At 61.5% G+C, this 13,641-nt stretch carries 16 protein-coding genes; all 16 read right to left on the bottom strand.

What is annotated here, in order from left to right:
- Positions 1-2: 2 nt before the first annotated feature.
- Positions 3-272 (bottom strand): flagellar biosynthesis protein FliQ, encoded by a 270-nt coding sequence (fliQ, locus tag LOY52_RS07690; RefSeq protein ID WP_007920026.1) that lies wholly within the window; start codon positions 270-272, stop codon positions 3-5.
- Positions 269-1,027, bottom strand: coding sequence for a flagellar type III secretion system pore protein FliP (fliP, locus tag LOY52_RS07685; RefSeq protein WP_258678965.1), 759 nt, complete (start codon positions 1,025-1,027; stop codon positions 269-271). The genes fliQ and fliP overlap by 4 nt, the downstream gene beginning before the upstream one ends.
- Positions 1,027-1,479 carry a flagellar biosynthetic protein FliO gene (gene fliO / locus LOY52_RS07680; protein WP_007966250.1) on the bottom strand — a complete coding sequence of 151 codons (453 nt, stop codon included), beginning with the start codon at positions 1,477-1,479 and terminating at the stop codon, positions 1,027-1,029. The genes fliP and fliO overlap by 1 nt, the downstream gene beginning before the upstream one ends.
- Positions 1,480-1,938 carry a flagellar motor switch protein FliN gene (gene fliN / locus LOY52_RS07675; RefSeq protein WP_003222891.1) on the bottom strand — a complete coding sequence of 153 codons (459 nt, stop codon included), beginning with the start codon at positions 1,936-1,938 and terminating at the stop codon, positions 1,480-1,482.
- 56 nt (positions 1,939-1,994) lie between these two features.
- Positions 1,995-2,963, bottom strand: coding sequence for a flagellar motor switch protein FliM (fliM, locus tag LOY52_RS07670; protein ID WP_003222890.1), 969 nt, complete (start codon positions 2,961-2,963; stop codon positions 1,995-1,997).
- 9 nt (positions 2,964-2,972) lie between these two features.
- The gene (fliL, locus tag LOY52_RS07665) at positions 2,973-3,476 is read right to left on the bottom strand and encodes a flagellar basal body-associated protein FliL (RefSeq protein ID WP_007966247.1); all 504 of its coding nucleotides are present in this window, start codon (positions 3,474-3,476) and stop codon (positions 2,973-2,975) included.
- Positions 3,477-3,789: 313 nt separating this feature from the next.
- Positions 3,790-5,184 carry a flagellar hook-length control protein FliK gene (locus tag LOY52_RS07660; protein WP_258678964.1) on the bottom strand — a complete coding sequence of 465 codons (1,395 nt, stop codon included), beginning with the start codon at positions 5,182-5,184 and terminating at the stop codon, positions 3,790-3,792.
- Between the two features lie 106 nt (positions 5,185-5,290).
- A complete protein-coding gene (locus tag LOY52_RS07655) occupies positions 5,291-5,638 on the bottom strand; it encodes an Hpt domain-containing protein (protein ID WP_258678963.1) in 348 nt (115 codons plus the stop codon).
- A 37-nt stretch (positions 5,639-5,675) separates the two neighbouring features.
- The gene (locus LOY52_RS07650; RefSeq protein WP_258678962.1) at positions 5,676-7,373 is read right to left on the bottom strand and encodes a fused response regulator/phosphatase; all 1,698 of its coding nucleotides are present in this window, start codon (positions 7,371-7,373) and stop codon (positions 5,676-5,678) included.
- A gap of 5 nt (positions 7,374-7,378) precedes the next feature.
- Complete coding sequence (locus tag LOY52_RS07645) at positions 7,379-7,684, bottom strand: STAS domain-containing protein (RefSeq protein ID WP_007966243.1); 306 nt, start codon at positions 7,682-7,684, stop codon at positions 7,379-7,381.
- A 192-nt stretch (positions 7,685-7,876) separates the two neighbouring features.
- On the bottom strand, positions 7,877-8,326 hold the full coding sequence (gene fliJ / locus LOY52_RS07640; protein WP_007966242.1) for a flagellar export protein FliJ: 450 nt from the start codon (positions 8,324-8,326) through the stop codon (positions 7,877-7,879).
- 6 nt (positions 8,327-8,332) lie between these two features.
- On the bottom strand, positions 8,333-9,691 hold the full coding sequence (gene fliI / locus LOY52_RS07635) for a flagellar protein export ATPase FliI (protein ID WP_007966241.1): 1,359 nt from the start codon (positions 9,689-9,691) through the stop codon (positions 8,333-8,335).
- Entirely contained in the window at positions 9,681-10,487 is an 807-nt protein-coding gene (gene fliH, locus LOY52_RS07630) for a flagellar assembly protein FliH (RefSeq protein ID WP_258678961.1), read from the bottom strand. Before fliH ends, fliI begins: the two co-directional genes overlap by 11 nt.
- Before the next feature lie 4 nt (positions 10,488-10,491).
- The gene (gene fliG, locus LOY52_RS07625) at positions 10,492-11,511 is read right to left on the bottom strand and encodes a flagellar motor switch protein FliG (protein WP_007920042.1); all 1,020 of its coding nucleotides are present in this window, start codon (positions 11,509-11,511) and stop codon (positions 10,492-10,494) included.
- Entirely contained in the window at positions 11,504-13,291 is a 1,788-nt protein-coding gene (gene fliF / locus LOY52_RS07620) for a flagellar basal-body MS-ring/collar protein FliF (RefSeq protein WP_027614236.1), read from the bottom strand. Before fliF ends, fliG begins: the two co-directional genes overlap by 8 nt.
- A gap of 15 nt (positions 13,292-13,306) precedes the next feature.
- Positions 13,307-13,636: a flagellar hook-basal body complex protein FliE gene (gene fliE / locus LOY52_RS07615; RefSeq protein ID WP_003222869.1), complete on the bottom strand. Its 330-nt coding sequence runs from the start codon at positions 13,634-13,636 to the stop codon at positions 13,307-13,309.
- Between the last annotated feature and the right edge of the window lie 5 nt (positions 13,637-13,641).

Here is a 13,641-nt window from a genome sequence, read left to right as displayed (position 1 = left end):
GCTTAGCCGATGACCATCGGAATGTTTTTGTACAACTGAATGATGTATTCCATGAACGTCTGCACGATCCACGGACCGGCGACGATCAGGGTCACCAGCATCACCAGCAGACGCGGCAGGAAGCTGAGGGTCTGTTCGTTGATCTGCGTCGCCGCCTGGAACATCGCCACCAGCAAACCGACCAACAGGCTCGGCACCACCAGAATCGCGACCATCAAGGTGGTCAGCCAAAGGGCTTCACGAAAGATATCGACCGCGACTTCCGGCGTCATGGCGAAACACCTCCGAAGCTGCTGGCCAGGGTGCCGATGATCAGCGCCCAGCCATCCACCAGTACGAACAGCATGATCTTGAACGGCAGCGAAATGATCAGCGGCGAGAGCATCATCATACCCATCGCCATCAGCACACTGGCCACGACCAGGTCGATGATCAGGAACGGAATGAAGATCATGAAGCCGATCTGGAATGCGGTTTTCAGCTCGGACGTGACGAACGCCGGCACCAGAATGGTCAGCGGCGCCTGATCCGGGGTGGCAATGTCAGTGCGCTTGGACAGACGCATGAACAGCTCCAGATCGCTGGTGCGGGTCTGGGCGAGCATGAAGTCCTTGATCGGTACCTGAGCATTTTCCACCGCTTGCTGCGCGGTGAGTTTTTCCGCCAGATACGGCTGCAGCGCGTCGTTGTTCACCCGATCGAACACCGGGGCCATGATAAACATGGTGAGGAACAGCGCCATGCCAGTGAGGATCTGGTTCGACGGCGTCTGCTGCAGGCCAAGGGCCTGACGCAGGATCGAGAAGACGATGATGATCCGGGTGAAACTGGTCATCAGAATCACGGCCGCCGGAATGAAGCTCAGGGCGGTCATGATCAGCAGGATCTGCAAGCTGACCGAATATTCCTGCGCGCCGTCGGCGTTGGTGCCCAGCGTGATCGCCGGAATCGACAACGGGTCGGCGGCGAATGCCAGCGGCGCGGCCAGCATCAGGGCCAGCGTCAAGACGATGCGTAGCGCACCCATTACTTCTTATCCTTCTGATCCTTGCCGAGAATCTTCAGCAGATGCTGGGCAAATTCCGGGGTCGCTTTTTCGCTGCTGCTCGGCACTTGCACCGGCTCCTTGAGCACGTGCAGCGCCGTGATGGTGCCAGGGCTCAAGCCGAGCAGAATCTGCTCGTTGCCGACCTGCACCAGCATCAACCGGTCACGCGGACCGAGCGCGCGGGAGCCGATCAGTTCGATCACCTGGCCCTTGCCCGCCGGCCCCGACTGTTGCACCCGGCGCAGCAGCCAGGCGAGGAAGAAGATCAAGCCCAGCACCAGCAACAGGCCGAACACCAGTTGCGTCAATTGCCCGGCCACGCCGCTGTTGACCATCGGCGCGGTGGCAGCAGGCACGGTGGTCGCCGTCGACGGCTCGGCGGCCAGCACGCTCAATGGCAATGCCAGCAATGCCCAGAGAAACCGTTTCACTCAGCGCAGCTTCTTGATGCGTTCGCTTGGGCTGATCACGTCGGTCAGGCGGATGCCGAACTTCTCGTTGACCACTACCACTTCGCCGTGCGCGATCAGGGTGCCGTTGACCAGCACGTCCAGCGGCTCGCCGGCCAGACGATCGAGCTCGATCACCGAACCCTGGTTCAGTTGCAGCAGGTTGCGGATGTTGATGTCGGTGCTGCCCACTTCCATCGAGATCGACACCGGAATGTCGAGGATCACGTCCAGGTTCGGACCGTCCAGGGTCACCGGATCGTTGTTCTTCGGCACGCTGCCGAACTCTTCCATCGGCAGACGGTTGGAGCTTGCGGCGCCAGCGTCGGCGGCCAGCAGCGCGTCGATGTCAGCCTGGCTGCCATCACCGGTCTCTTCCAGGGCCGCAGCCCATTCGTCGGCCAGTGCCTGATCGTCCTGGGCGTTCATTTCGTCGTTCATCATGTGTCCTCGGCGGGCAACAATTCAGTTAAATGCTTGGGGGTGAGAGCGACGCTTCAGCGCCGCTCGATCGGCTCGATCACCTGCAACGCGAGGTTGCCTTTGTGCGAGCCCATCTTGACCTTGAAGGCCGGTACGCCGTTGGCGCGCATGATCATGTCTTCCGGCATCTCCACCGGGATCACATCCCCCGGCTGCATGTGCAGGATGTCGCGCAGCTTCAACTGGCGGCGGGCCACGGTGGCGCCGATCGGCACGTCGACATCGAGCACGTCCTGACGCAGGGCGTTGACCCAGCGCTCGTCCTGATCGTCGAGGTCCGACTGGAAACCGGCGTCGAGCATCTCGCGTACCGGCTCGATCATCGAGTACGGCATGGTCACGTGCAGGTCACCGCCACCGCCATCGAGTTCGATGTGGAAGGTGGAGACCACGATCGCTTCGCTCGGGCCGACGATGTTGGCCATGGCCGGGTTCACTTCCGAGTTGATGTACTCGAAATTGACTTCCATGATTGCCTGCCAGGCTTCCTTCAGATCGACGAACGCCTGCTCCAGCACCATGCGCACCACACGCAGTTCGGTCGGGGTGAATTCACGCCCTTCGATCTTGGCGTGACGGCCGTCGCCGCCGAAGAAGTTGTCCACCAGCTTGAACACCAGTTTGGCGTCGAGGATGAACAGCGCGGTGCCGCGCAGCGGTTTGATCTTGACCAGGTTGAGGCTGGTCGGCACGTACAGCGAGTGCACGTATTCGCCGAACTTCATCACCTGTACGCCACCGACGGCAACGTCCGCCGAACGGCGCAGCATGTTGAACATGCTGATGCGGGTGTAACGGGCAAAACGCTCGTTGATCATTTCCAGAGTCGGCATGCGTCCACGGACGATGCGATCCTGGCTGGTCAGGTCGTAGCTTTTGACACTGCCGGGTTCGGCAGCGTTATCGGTCTGCACCAGACCATCGTCGACACCATGCAACAGCGCGTCGATTTCATCCTGGGACAGCAGATCCTGCACGGCCATGTCGTGTTCCTACTGCAGTACGAAATTAGTGAAAAGCAACTGTTCGATCACCACTTTGCCCAGCTCTTTCTGCGCCACTTCCTGGACGCTGGCGGTAGCCTTCTGGCGCAGCATCTCCTGGCCGACCGGGGTCGCCAGCGTGGCGAAATCCTGACCGGAGAAGAGCATCACCAGGTTGTTGCGGATCACCGGCATGTGCACTTTGAGCGCCTCCAGATCGGCCTGGTTACGCGCCAGCATGGTGATGCTCACCTGCATGTAGCGCTGGCGGCCGTTCTGGTTGTAGTTGGCGACAAACGCCGGCGCCATCGGCTCGAAGATCGCCGGCTGCTTGCCGACCGGAGTGGCCTCGGCCGCTGCGGCAGGCTTGCTTTGAGCGCTGTGCATGAAGTACCAGGTCGCGCCCACGGACACACCGATCGCCAGCAGCAGAGCCACCACGATCAGAATGATCATCTTGAGTTTGCCTTTGGTCGCGGGGTCTTTTACAGCTGCTGCTTCGCTCTTCGCCATGCCAATAATCCGTCACTAATCGGGTTTTCACAGTCGCACGGCAAGGCAAGAGCAAGTGTTATGCCAGAAGTGTCGGAGGAAGGGGCCTGCAAGAAATCACCGAGAGCCAAAAGCAAAAGATCGCAGCCTTCGGCAGCTCCTACAATGGGAGTTGTACACCCTGTAGGAGCTGCCGAAGGCTGCAATCCACAGCACCACAAACCAATGTGGGAGCGAGCCTGCTCGCGAAGACGATTTAACATTCAACATTGAAGTCGACTGCTATATCGCTTTCGCGAGCAGGCTCGCTCCCACAAAGGTGATCAGCGTTTGCTCAGGCGTAATAGTCGACGGCGCTGCTGCCAATGACGCTGGTGGTTTGCGCAGCGGCTTCGGCCACGCTCACAGGCGCCAATTCTTCTTCCGCCGAATCAAGGCGTCCACCCGCGGCGCTGGTGCGACCACTCTGGCCCTGCTGCGCCTGCTCCTGCCCCTGCTGACCCTGCCAGCCACGGCTCTGGTCGGAGACATTGACGTCGACCTGGCCCATGCCCTGCTGGGTGAACATGTCACGCAAGCGATGCATCTGACCATCGAGCGCTTCGCGCACGCTTGGGTGCGCGCTCATGAAGGTCACCTGGGTCTGCTGGTCCGGGACCATGTTCACCCGAATATCCAGACGCCCGAGTTCTGCCGGCTGCAATTGAATATCCGCCGCCTTCAGGTTGGCGCTGGACAGGTACATGACGCGGTTGACGATTTCTTCGGTCCAGCCGCTCTGATGCATGGCGATCGGCTGATTCACCGGTACCGCGTTCGCGGTTTTCGGGGTGGCCGCCTGGGTCAGCGCCGCCAGACGGTTGGCGAAATCGTCGACCCGGGTGTCGCTGGTAGCAGCTTTCAAATCTTTCAGGCCATCGTCAATCAGGCCGCTGAAGGCTTTTTCGCCATTTTGACTGGTGCTGTCCTTGTCGGCCTGCACGTCGAGCATGCTGGCCATGCCGGCGGCGAAGTTTTGCGCCGCAGTCAATTCACCGTCGGCCTGAGCCTGGGCCGGTGTAGCTTTCGGTTGGGCCTGGCTGCTGGCAGAAATGTGCCCGCCCTGCTCCATCGCCATGCGCACTGCCGGCAACGAGTCGAGAGGATCGGCCGCCGGGTCGAAAGCACTATCGGCTGATGCCGCCGGATCTTTGACCACGGCTGGCGCGACGGTTGCGGCCACGACCGGTGTTTCAGCCTTGACCGGCTCCGGGGTTGCAGCGACTGGCGCTGCCACCACCGGCGCGGTCACCAGCGGCTGCACGGTTTGCGCCAGTGCCGGATCCAGCGCTGGATCCACCGGGGGGGTGTCGGCCACTGGCGTCTGCGCGCTGTCGGCGGCCGCATCGGCGGCAGCCTTGTCAGCGGCGGCCTGATCATCGGAGGTGGTCGACGCGGTCTTGTCGGCAGGCAAGGCATTGCCGCTATCGGCAACGGTCTGTTGCGTGGCGGCAGACTTATCCTTGGCGAAATCTTTCTTGTCGCTGTTGTCGGCAACTTTGTCGCGCGCCGGTTTCAACGAATTGTCAGCGCTCGAAAGGGGCTTTTTCGGGCCTTGATCGGCGAACACCTGAGCGAAGCTTGAGGCCTTGTCCCCGGTGTCTGCGGCCATGACCGGCGTTTTCGCGGCGGCAGCTTGCGCCTTGGCCTGGGCGGCAGATTGAAGAAGAACATTGGGGGTCGCAGGCATGACACGGTCTCCGCTGCACTGGGATCGTAGGTACAGTTGACGGGGATTAGTGCAAGTGTCGGGCCAGTTTTGTCCGGCGCTTGCGAAAAGCGCCGGACGGGGGGAATCAATGGGTCAGGGCGTGCAGGCGTTCGTCTTCGTAGACAGGTCGCACATCGGCGAACTCGCCACTGATGTCAGCCACCAGCCTGGCAATGTCCGAGGGGCTTTTATTTTTGGCTTCCGATTCCAGCTCCTGGCAGAGCGCCGCCAACCGGACAGCCCCCATGTTGCTGGCGCTGCCCTTGAAACTGTGGGCAACTTCCGACAAAGCCTTGGCATCCGCCGTCTTCTGCAGCTCAGCCAAGCGACTTTCGGAATCGGTCAGAAAGGTATCCAGAAGCTCCGGATAACCCTCCTCCATGACTTCGCGCAGTACGCTCAGCGCCTCGCGATCAATATGTGTGTCAGTCACTTGTTCACTCCTTGATCAAGAATCCGCGAATTATGCCTCAACCCTCCCAGAAAAACTCCACGCAAGCACTGCGACCTTCGTCCGACCAACTGGCGTTATGCCCCAATTGCCGGATCAAACTGACGCCGCGTCCCGACAAACGGACATCGTCCAGCGGCCGCTCCATCACCCGCGCCACGTCAAAACCCTTGCCACTGTCTTCGACGCGAATGACCAGGCAGCCTCCGGCACCTTGCGGTTTCACTTGCAGATGCACGCGCACATAACCGTCCTGCAGGGCTTCGAGCCGCTCGTTGCGCATCTCATAGTAGCGGGCGAATCCAGCCGCATCGCGCTTGAGGCTGGAATCGAGACCCAACACGCCGTGCTCCAGCGCATTGGAGTACAACTCGGCGAGCACGCTGTAGATCGCGCCTCCCTGCGTGCGCAAACCATGCACCTCCAGCAACAATTGCAGCAGATACGGCAACGGATTGAAGCGCCTGAGCGTCGCCCCGCGAAACTCGAAACTTACCGACCAGTCCAGTGGACAGGATTGGCCACTGTCGGAATACACCGGTGCCGACGGCACGACATGCGCCGCCTCCAGCAAGCTGATCTCAACCATGCTCACATCGTCGCGGGGCTCGCCGCGAAATGCGTGCAAGGCCTGCTCGATCTCGGCGAACAGGTTGTCCGGCTCGCGATTGGCGGCGAACAGTTGCTGCAAACGCTCGACACCAAACAACCGGTCCTCGGCGTCAGTGGTATCGATCACGCCATCTGACAGCAGGAACACTCGATCCCCGACCGCCATGGCCTGCACTTCGGTGCGATCGTCAAACGCCTGCGGACTGAGCACACCCAACGGCAAGTGGCGCGCCGCCAGCGGCAGCCGTTCGCCCGTGGCGATGCGGTGCAGATAGCCGTCGGGCATGCCGCCGTTCCACACTTCCACCGTGCGACGCTGAAAGCTCAGGCAAAGCATGGTCGCGCAGCAGAACATGTCCACCGGCAGGATGCGCTTGAGCTTGGCGTTCATCTCGCGCAGGGTTTCGGCCAGACCGTAGCCCTTGGCAGTCATACCGTAAAACACTTCGGCCAGCGGCATCGCCCCCACCGCTGCCGGCAAGCCGTGGCCGGTGAAATCACCGAGCAACACATGCATGTCGCCGGCCGGGGTGTAGGCTGCCAGCAGCAGGTCGCCGTTGAACAATGCATAGGGCGATTGCAGATAACGAATATTCGGCGCACTCAGGCAACCCGAATGCGCAACCTTGTCGAACACCGCTTTGGCCACGCGCTGTTCATTGAGCAGGTAATCGTGATGCTTGGCGATCAGGTCACGCTGCTGCAGGACCGTGGCCTGCAAGCGGCGCAAGCGATCCATCGCCTTGATTTTGGCGGCGAGGATCACCTGGTTGTAGGGCTTCGCCAGAAAGTCGTCGCCACCCGCCTCCAGACAACGGGCAAGCGCTTCACTTTCGGTCAGCGAAGTCAGGAAGATGATCGGCACCAGGGTTTCCCCCGCCAGCGCCTTGATCTGCCGCGCCGCTTCGAAGCCATCCATCACCGGCATCATCGCGTCCATCAGCACCAGATGCGGTGGCTGACGCCGAAATACCTCCAGCGCTTCGGCGCCATTGGCGGCGGTCAGCACTTCATGGCCCTGACGGCGGACGATGGTCGACAACAGCAGCCGGTCGGCGGCGCTGTCTTCGGCGATCAGGATCGTCAGCGGGTCTTGCGCCTGCATGGCCGTCAACTGATGTCGAACAGTTTGTCGAAATTGGAGATGGCGAGAATCTTGCGCACGTCGGAGTTGCTGTTGATCACGCGCACGTCCGAGTCGTCGCCGCCGGCATGATCACGCAGCAGGAGCAGCATGCCCAGCGCGGAGCTGTCGAGGTAGGTGGCATCTTTCAGATCAACCACGATGGAGTCGGGTTTTCTGTTAAGCCGCTCATAGGACTCGCGAAATTCCTGATGGCGCCCAAAATCGAACCGCCCCCTGACCGAAATCGTCAGTTTTTGACCATCCGGAGAGACTTCTGTAACGACTGACATTGACTGGCTTCCTTGTCATTGACGAACGTGTACAAGGTTTAGCACCTGGACAGGGTTGGGGCAAGGCTCAACGCAGAACCTATGTGGGAGCGAGCCTGCTCGCGAAAGCGTCTTCCCGGTCAAAATCTCCGTCAACTGAACGAATGCTTTCGCGAGCAGGCTCGCTCCCACAGGAGGTTTTGCGGCGTCTGGTCAGAAAGGATCGTGACGCGGCAAACGCTGCGACAACTCGTCCAGCAGCTTCTGCTCACGTTTGTCTTCGAGGCGTTGCGCTTCTTCGCGGTAGCGCTGCACCAGTTTGCGCAAGCCTTCGACCTTGGCAAACGCCTCCTGCCAGGCGTCCCGCGCCTTGATCAGGTTGTTCTGGTGCCAGACCAGGCTTTGCCGCTGCTGGTCGATCGCGGTGTCCAGTTGCGCCAGAAAGCCGTGATACCCCAGCAGCCATTGCCCGGAAACCCCGTCGCTGCCGCGCACGATCCACTGTTCCTGATAATCCAGACGAAAGGCGTCGAGGTCGGCGAGTTTGCTTTCTGCCACTTTGACCTGACCCTGAAAGTAACCCAGGCGTTGCACGGCGGTTTTCTCGGCCTGTTCGGCCATTTCAACCACCGGTGCCAGACGCGCAGCTCGGCTCACGGCCATGGCCGGTTACCCGCCCGCCGCAGGCGCGAACAGGGTTTCGAGGTAAGCCTGGCTCTCGCCCATGTTGATCTTGTCGTTCAGCCCCTGCCGCTGGTAGCGGGTCAGTTGCGGTTGCAGCGAGATCGCCAGATCGGTCTCGCGGTCGCCGCCGGCAACGTAAGCGCCGACACTGATCAGATCGCGGCTCTGCTGATAGCGCGACCACAGCTGCTTGAAGTACTGCGCGCGCTGCATGTGCTCCGCCGAAACCACGGCCGGCATCACTCGGCTGATCGACGCTTCGATGTCGATGGCCGGGTAATGCCCTTCCTCGGCCAGACGCCGGGACAACACAATGTGGCCGTCGAGCACGCCTCGCGCCGAGTCGGCAATCGGATCCTGCTGGTCATCGCCTTCGGACAATACGGTGTAGAACGCAGTTATCGAACCGCCGCCCTTCTCCGCGTTACCGGCGCGCTCCACCAGTTTCGGCAGTTTGGCGAACACCGAGGGCGGATAACCCTTGGTCGCTGGTGGCTCGCCGATGGCCAGAGCGATTTCCCGCTGGGCCTGGGCGAAACGGGTCAGCGAATCCATCAGCAACAGGACGTTCTTGCCCTTGTCGCGGAAATACTCGGCGATGCGCGTGCAGTACATCGCCGCGCGCAGACGCATCAGCGGCGCATCGTCCGCCGGTGAGGCGACGACCACCGAACGCTTGAGGCCTTCTTCACCGAGGATGTGCTCGATGAACTCTTTAACTTCTCGACCCCGCTCACCGATCAGACCGACGACGATAATGTCGGCCTCGGTGAAGCGGGTCATCATGCCCAGCAGCACCGATTTACCGACACCGGTACCGGCGAACAGACCCAGACGCTGACCACGCCCGACCGTCAGCAAACCGTTGATGCAGCGGATGCCGACGTCCAGCGGTTCGTGAATCGGGTCGCGGTTGAGCGGGTTGATGGTCGGGCCGTCCATCGGCACCCAGTCTTCGGCCTTCATCCCACCCTTGCCGTCCAGCGCGCGTCCGGCCCCATCGAGGACGCGACCGAGCATGCTCATGCCCATCGGCAGGCGACCGGTTTCGGCCAGCGGCACCACACGGGCGCCCGGGGCGATACCGGCGACGCTGCCGACCGGCATCAGGAAGACTTTGCTGCCGGAAAAACCCATGACTTCCGCTTCCACCTGGGACGGGTGATAGCTGTCGTCATTGATGACCAGGCAGCGCGTGCCCATGGCGGCGCGCAGGCCTTCGGCTTCGAGGGTGAGGCCGACCATGCGCAGCAGGCGGCCTTCGAGAATCGGCGCGCCGGCGATTTCAGTGGCGTCGGCATAGGTGCTGAGGCGCTTGGCGAAACTGGTGCGTTCAAGGCGCATCGGGGGTGTCCGTGAGCGGCTCTTCAGGCGCAGTCGCCAGTTGGCTTTCTTCAGGAATGTCCAGACTCAGGTCCGGCGCAGCCGGGTGCAGAGCCTGTTCGTGCAACTGGTCGAACAGCTTGGCCATGACCTGGGTCACGCGGGTCTCGATGCTGGCGTCGATGCGGCTGTGCTCGGTTTCAACCCGGCAACCGCCCGGCAGCAGCGAGTCGTCTTCGACGATGCGCCAGGATTCCTCGTGACGCTCGCGCAAGGCCTTGGCCTGCTCGAAGTCCTGCGGATTGACGTACAGACGCACGTTTTCCACGCCCAACGGCAGCAGCTTGAGCGCGTCGCGCATGACGTGTTCGATCTGGCTGGAATCGATGGCCAGCTCGCGCTTGATCACCTGTCTGGTGATGTGTTGCACGAGGTCGACCAGCGACTTTTCGATCTGAGTGTCTTGCTCGGCAATTGGCTCGAACAGGTGGGTCATCAGTTGCTCGAGGCTGGCCAGTTTCGCCGCCAGCGCCACTTCGGCTTCCTGACGCACCTTGAGCGTGGCGCTGTGAAAACCCTCTTTCTCGCCGATGCCAAAGCCCTCGTTGTAAGCCTCCTGACGGATGCTTTCGAGTTCTTCCAGGGTCAGTGGCTGGACTTCTTCCAGCGGCACTTCTTCCATTTCCGGCGGCTCGGGCTCCGGTTCCGGCTCGGGTTCCGGTTTTGGCGGATCGAAGCTGGGCAGCGCCCAGGATTCGAAACCACGGACATCGCGGGCGCGGATCAGATCCGTCACTGACTCGTCATGCTTGTCCATGGGCTTAGATCATTTCCTCGCCGCCCTTGCCACCGAGCACGATTTCGCCGGCTTCGGCCATGCGACGGGCAATGGTGAGGATTTCTTTCTGCGCGGTTTCCACGTCGCTGACGCGCACCGGGCCTTTGGCCTCGAGGTCGTCGCGCAACAGTTCGGCGGCACGCTTGGACATGTTCTTGAAGATCTTTTCTTTGACGCCTTCGTCCGAACCCTTGAGGGCCAGCACCAGCACGTCGGAGGACACTTCGCGCAACAGCGCCTGGATGCCGCGGTCGTCGACGTCGGCGAGGTTGTTGAACACGAACATGAGGTCTTCGATCTGACCGGACAGGTCTTCGTCGACTTCGCGGATCGAGTCCATGAGCTGGCCTTCGATCGAGCTGTCGAGGAAGTTCATGATGTCCGCCGCACGCTTGATGCCACCCAGGGTGGTGCGCGAGGCATTCGAGTTGCCGGAGAACTGCTTCTCGAGAATCTGGTTCAGCTCTTTCAACGCCGCCGGTTGCACGGTGTTCAACGACGAGACGCGCAGGATGATGTCCAGACGCACCTTGTGGTCGAAGTTGCCGAGTACTTCACCGGCCTGATCCGGGTCGAGGTACGCAACCACGATCGCCTGGATCTGCGGGTGTTCATATCGGATCACGTCGGCAACCGCGCGCGGCTCCATCCATTTCAGGCTGTCGAGGCCGCTGGTGTTGCCACCGAGCAGGATGCGGTCGATCAGGCCGTTGGCCTTGTCTTCGCCCAGCGCCTGGGTGAGCATTTTGCGCACGTAGTCGTCGGAGCCGACGCCGAGGCTGGTCTGGTCGCCGACGATGTCGACAAACTCGCTCATGACCTGCTCGACCTGCTCGCGATGGACGTTGCCCATCTGGGCCATGGCCACACCGACCCGCTGAACCTCTTTCGGGCCCATATGGCGCAGCACTTGCGCGGCATCGGTCGAACCCAGGGACAGCAGCAGAATCGCGGCTTTGTCGACCTTGTTCAGTTTGACGGTTGCGGCTCGGTTATCACTCATCTGCGTTAATCCACTCTTTCACGACCTGAGCCACGCGACCCGGATCCTCGGCCACCAAGCTCTTGATTGCATTCAGTTGTGCGTCGTAACCCTCACTCGGGCTCGGCAACAGAATGCTCTGCGGACCACCGAGGCTCACGCGGTCGTTGGCCAGGTCGCCATCCAGGCCGCCCATGCCACCGAGTTCCACGTCGCTGCCCAGACCGGCCAGCTCCTTGCCTTTGCCGCCGCCGGTGATGTTGTTCAACACCGGACGCAGCACACCAAACACCAGCACCAGGATGAACAACACACCCAGCACTTGTTTGACGATGTCCCAGAACCATGGCTGGGAGTAGAACGGAATATCGGCGACCACTTCACCGCGCTCGGCGGAGAACGGCATGTTGATCACGCTGACGCTGTCGCCACGGCTGGCATCGAAGCCGACCGCGTCCTGCACCAGGCGGGTGAAGCGCGCCAGTTCATCGGCGCTCCACGGCGCGCGGGTGGTTTCACCGTTGGCCGCGTTGACCTTGACCTGATCGTCGACCACCACCGACACCGACAGACGATTCAGGCGACCCTGCTGCTGCTTGGTGTGGCTGATGGAACGGTCGAGCTCGAAGTTCTTGGTGGATTGTTGACGCTTGTCCGCCGGGTACGGCGCGAGCATCGGCTGGCCGGTGGCCGGGTCCATGATCTGCTGACCGTTGGCATCGACCAGTGGCTGACCGGGTTGAATCATGCCGGTAGAGCCTTGCGCGCCACCGGTGGTTTGCGGGGCCGAGGCCGGCGCTGGCGGCTGGTTGCTCAGGGCACCCGGCACACCTTGCGGGCCATTGCTGGCGGTGCGTTGTTCGTTGACCGACTGCTCGCTGCGCAACGCCGGTTGGTCCGGGTTGAACTGCTCGGCGGTGGATTCGACGGCACTGAAATCGATGTCGGCCGACACTTCAGCCTTGTAGCGATCGTTGCCCAATACCGGCTGCAGAATGTTGTGCACGCGCTGGGTAAGCATGCTTTCCATGCGGCGGCTGTAATCGAACTGCTTGCCGGCCATGGTCATTTCGGAGTTTTCCGCCTGATCGGAGAGCAGGTTGCCCTTCTGATCGACGACGGTGATCTGCGATTTGCTCAATTCAGGCACGGAGGTCGCCACCAGGTTGATGATCGCCACCACCTGACCCGGCTCCAGCGAACGCCCGGAGTACAGCTCGACCAGTACCGAAGCGCTTGGCTTGCGTTCATCACGCACGAACACCGAGCTCTTCGGAATCGCCAGGTGCACGCGAGCGCCCTTGACGTTGTTCAGGCTGGAGATGGTGCGCGCCAGTTCGCCCTCGAGGCCGCGACGGTAACGCGTCGCTTCCATGAACTGGCTGGTGCCCAGACCTTGTTCCTTGTCGAGGATTTCGAAACCGATGTTGCCGTCGCTGGGAGTGACACCAGCGGCCGCGAGTTTCATCCGCGCACGGGACAGGTCGTCAGCCTTGACCAGCAAGGCGCCGGAGTTCGGCTCGACGGTGTAAGGGATGTCGGCGGAGGCCAGGGTGTCCATGACCTGCTTGGCGTCCATGCCGGCAAGGCTGCCGTACAACGGACGGTAATCCGGCTGCTGCGACCACAGCACCACGGCAAAGCCAATCGCCACGCTCGCAGCCAGGCCGACCAACAGGCCCACCTGACGCAGCATGGTCATCTCGGAGAGGTTTTCCAGGAAGGACAGGCCGAACAGCGGCGGTTTGCCGTCTATCGGGGTGGCCTTGGCCGGAACGTTATCGGCGACTGCTTCTGCCATGACTCAATCTCGCCCTTAAACCGGCATCTGCATGATGTCTTGATAAGCCTGAACCAGTTTGTTGCGCACCTGGGTCAGAGCCTGGAACGACACGCTGGCTTTCTGCGAGGCGATCATCACGTCCGTCAGATCGACGCCGCTCTTGCCGATTTCAAATGCGTTGGCCAACTGAGTCGACGCCTGCTGAGTATCGCTGACTTTGTTGATGGCCTGACCGAGCATGTCGGAAAAGCTGCTGCCTGCCAGTTCAGGGACGGCGGCAGTCGATTTCGGCGTGGCCATGGCGTCCATTTTCATGGCCTTCATGTCCATCATCAACCGATTGAATTCAATACCTTGGCTCATGGTCT

The organism is Pseudomonas sp. B21-051 (genome assembly GCF_024748795.1).
GTDB classification, from domain to species: Bacteria; Pseudomonadota; Gammaproteobacteria; order Pseudomonadales; family Pseudomonadaceae; genus Aquipseudomonas; species Aquipseudomonas putida_A.
Note: the sequence above shows the minus strand (reverse complement) of the source record. Positions and strands in the feature narration are given on the sequence as shown.

Excerpts from the sequence above, each read along its gene's own strand:
- fliQ (WP_007920026.1), bottom strand. The coding sequence starts at position 272 with ATGACGCCGGAAGTCGCGGTCGATATCTTTCGTGAAGCCCTTTGGCTG.
- fliP (WP_258678965.1), bottom strand. The coding sequence starts at position 1,027 with ATGGGTGCGCTACGCATCGTCTTGACGCTGGCCCTGATGCTGGCCGCG.
- fliN (WP_003222891.1), bottom strand. The coding sequence starts at position 1,938 with ATGAACGACGAAATGAACGCCCAGGACGATCAGGCACTGGCCGACGAA.
- fliM (WP_003222890.1), bottom strand. The coding sequence starts at position 2,963 with ATGGCCGTGCAGGATCTGCTGTCCCAGGATGAAATCGACGCGCTGTTG.
- fliL (WP_007966247.1), bottom strand. The coding sequence starts at position 3,476 with ATGGCGAAGAGCGAAGCAGCAGCTGTAAAAGACCCCGCGACCAAAGGC.
- LOY52_RS07660 (WP_258678964.1), bottom strand. The coding sequence starts at position 5,184 with ATGCCTGCGACCCCCAATGTTCTTCTTCAATCTGCCGCCCAGGCCAAG.
- LOY52_RS07650 (WP_258678962.1), bottom strand. The coding sequence starts at position 7,373 with ATGCAGGCGCAAGACCCGCTGACGATCCTGATCGCCGAAGACAGCGCC.
- LOY52_RS07645 (WP_007966243.1), bottom strand. The coding sequence starts at position 7,684 with ATGTCAGTCGTTACAGAAGTCTCTCCGGATGGTCAAAAACTGACGATT.
- fliJ (WP_007966242.1), bottom strand. The coding sequence starts at position 8,326 with ATGGCCGTGAGCCGAGCTGCGCGTCTGGCACCGGTGGTTGAAATGGCC.
- fliI (WP_007966241.1), bottom strand. The coding sequence starts at position 9,691 with ATGCGCCTTGAACGCACCAGTTTCGCCAAGCGCCTCAGCACCTATGCC.
- fliH (WP_258678961.1), bottom strand. The coding sequence starts at position 10,487 with ATGGACAAGCATGACGAGTCAGTGACGGATCTGATCCGCGCCCGCGAT.
- fliG (WP_007920042.1), bottom strand. The coding sequence starts at position 11,511 with ATGAGTGATAACCGAGCCGCAACCGTCAAACTGAACAAGGTCGACAAA.
- fliF (WP_027614236.1), bottom strand. The coding sequence starts at position 13,291 with ATGGCAGAAGCAGTCGCCGATAACGTTCCGGCCAAGGCCACCCCGATA.
- fliE (WP_003222869.1), bottom strand. The coding sequence starts at position 13,636 with ATGAGCCAAGGTATTGAATTCAATCGGTTGATGATGGACATGAAGGCC.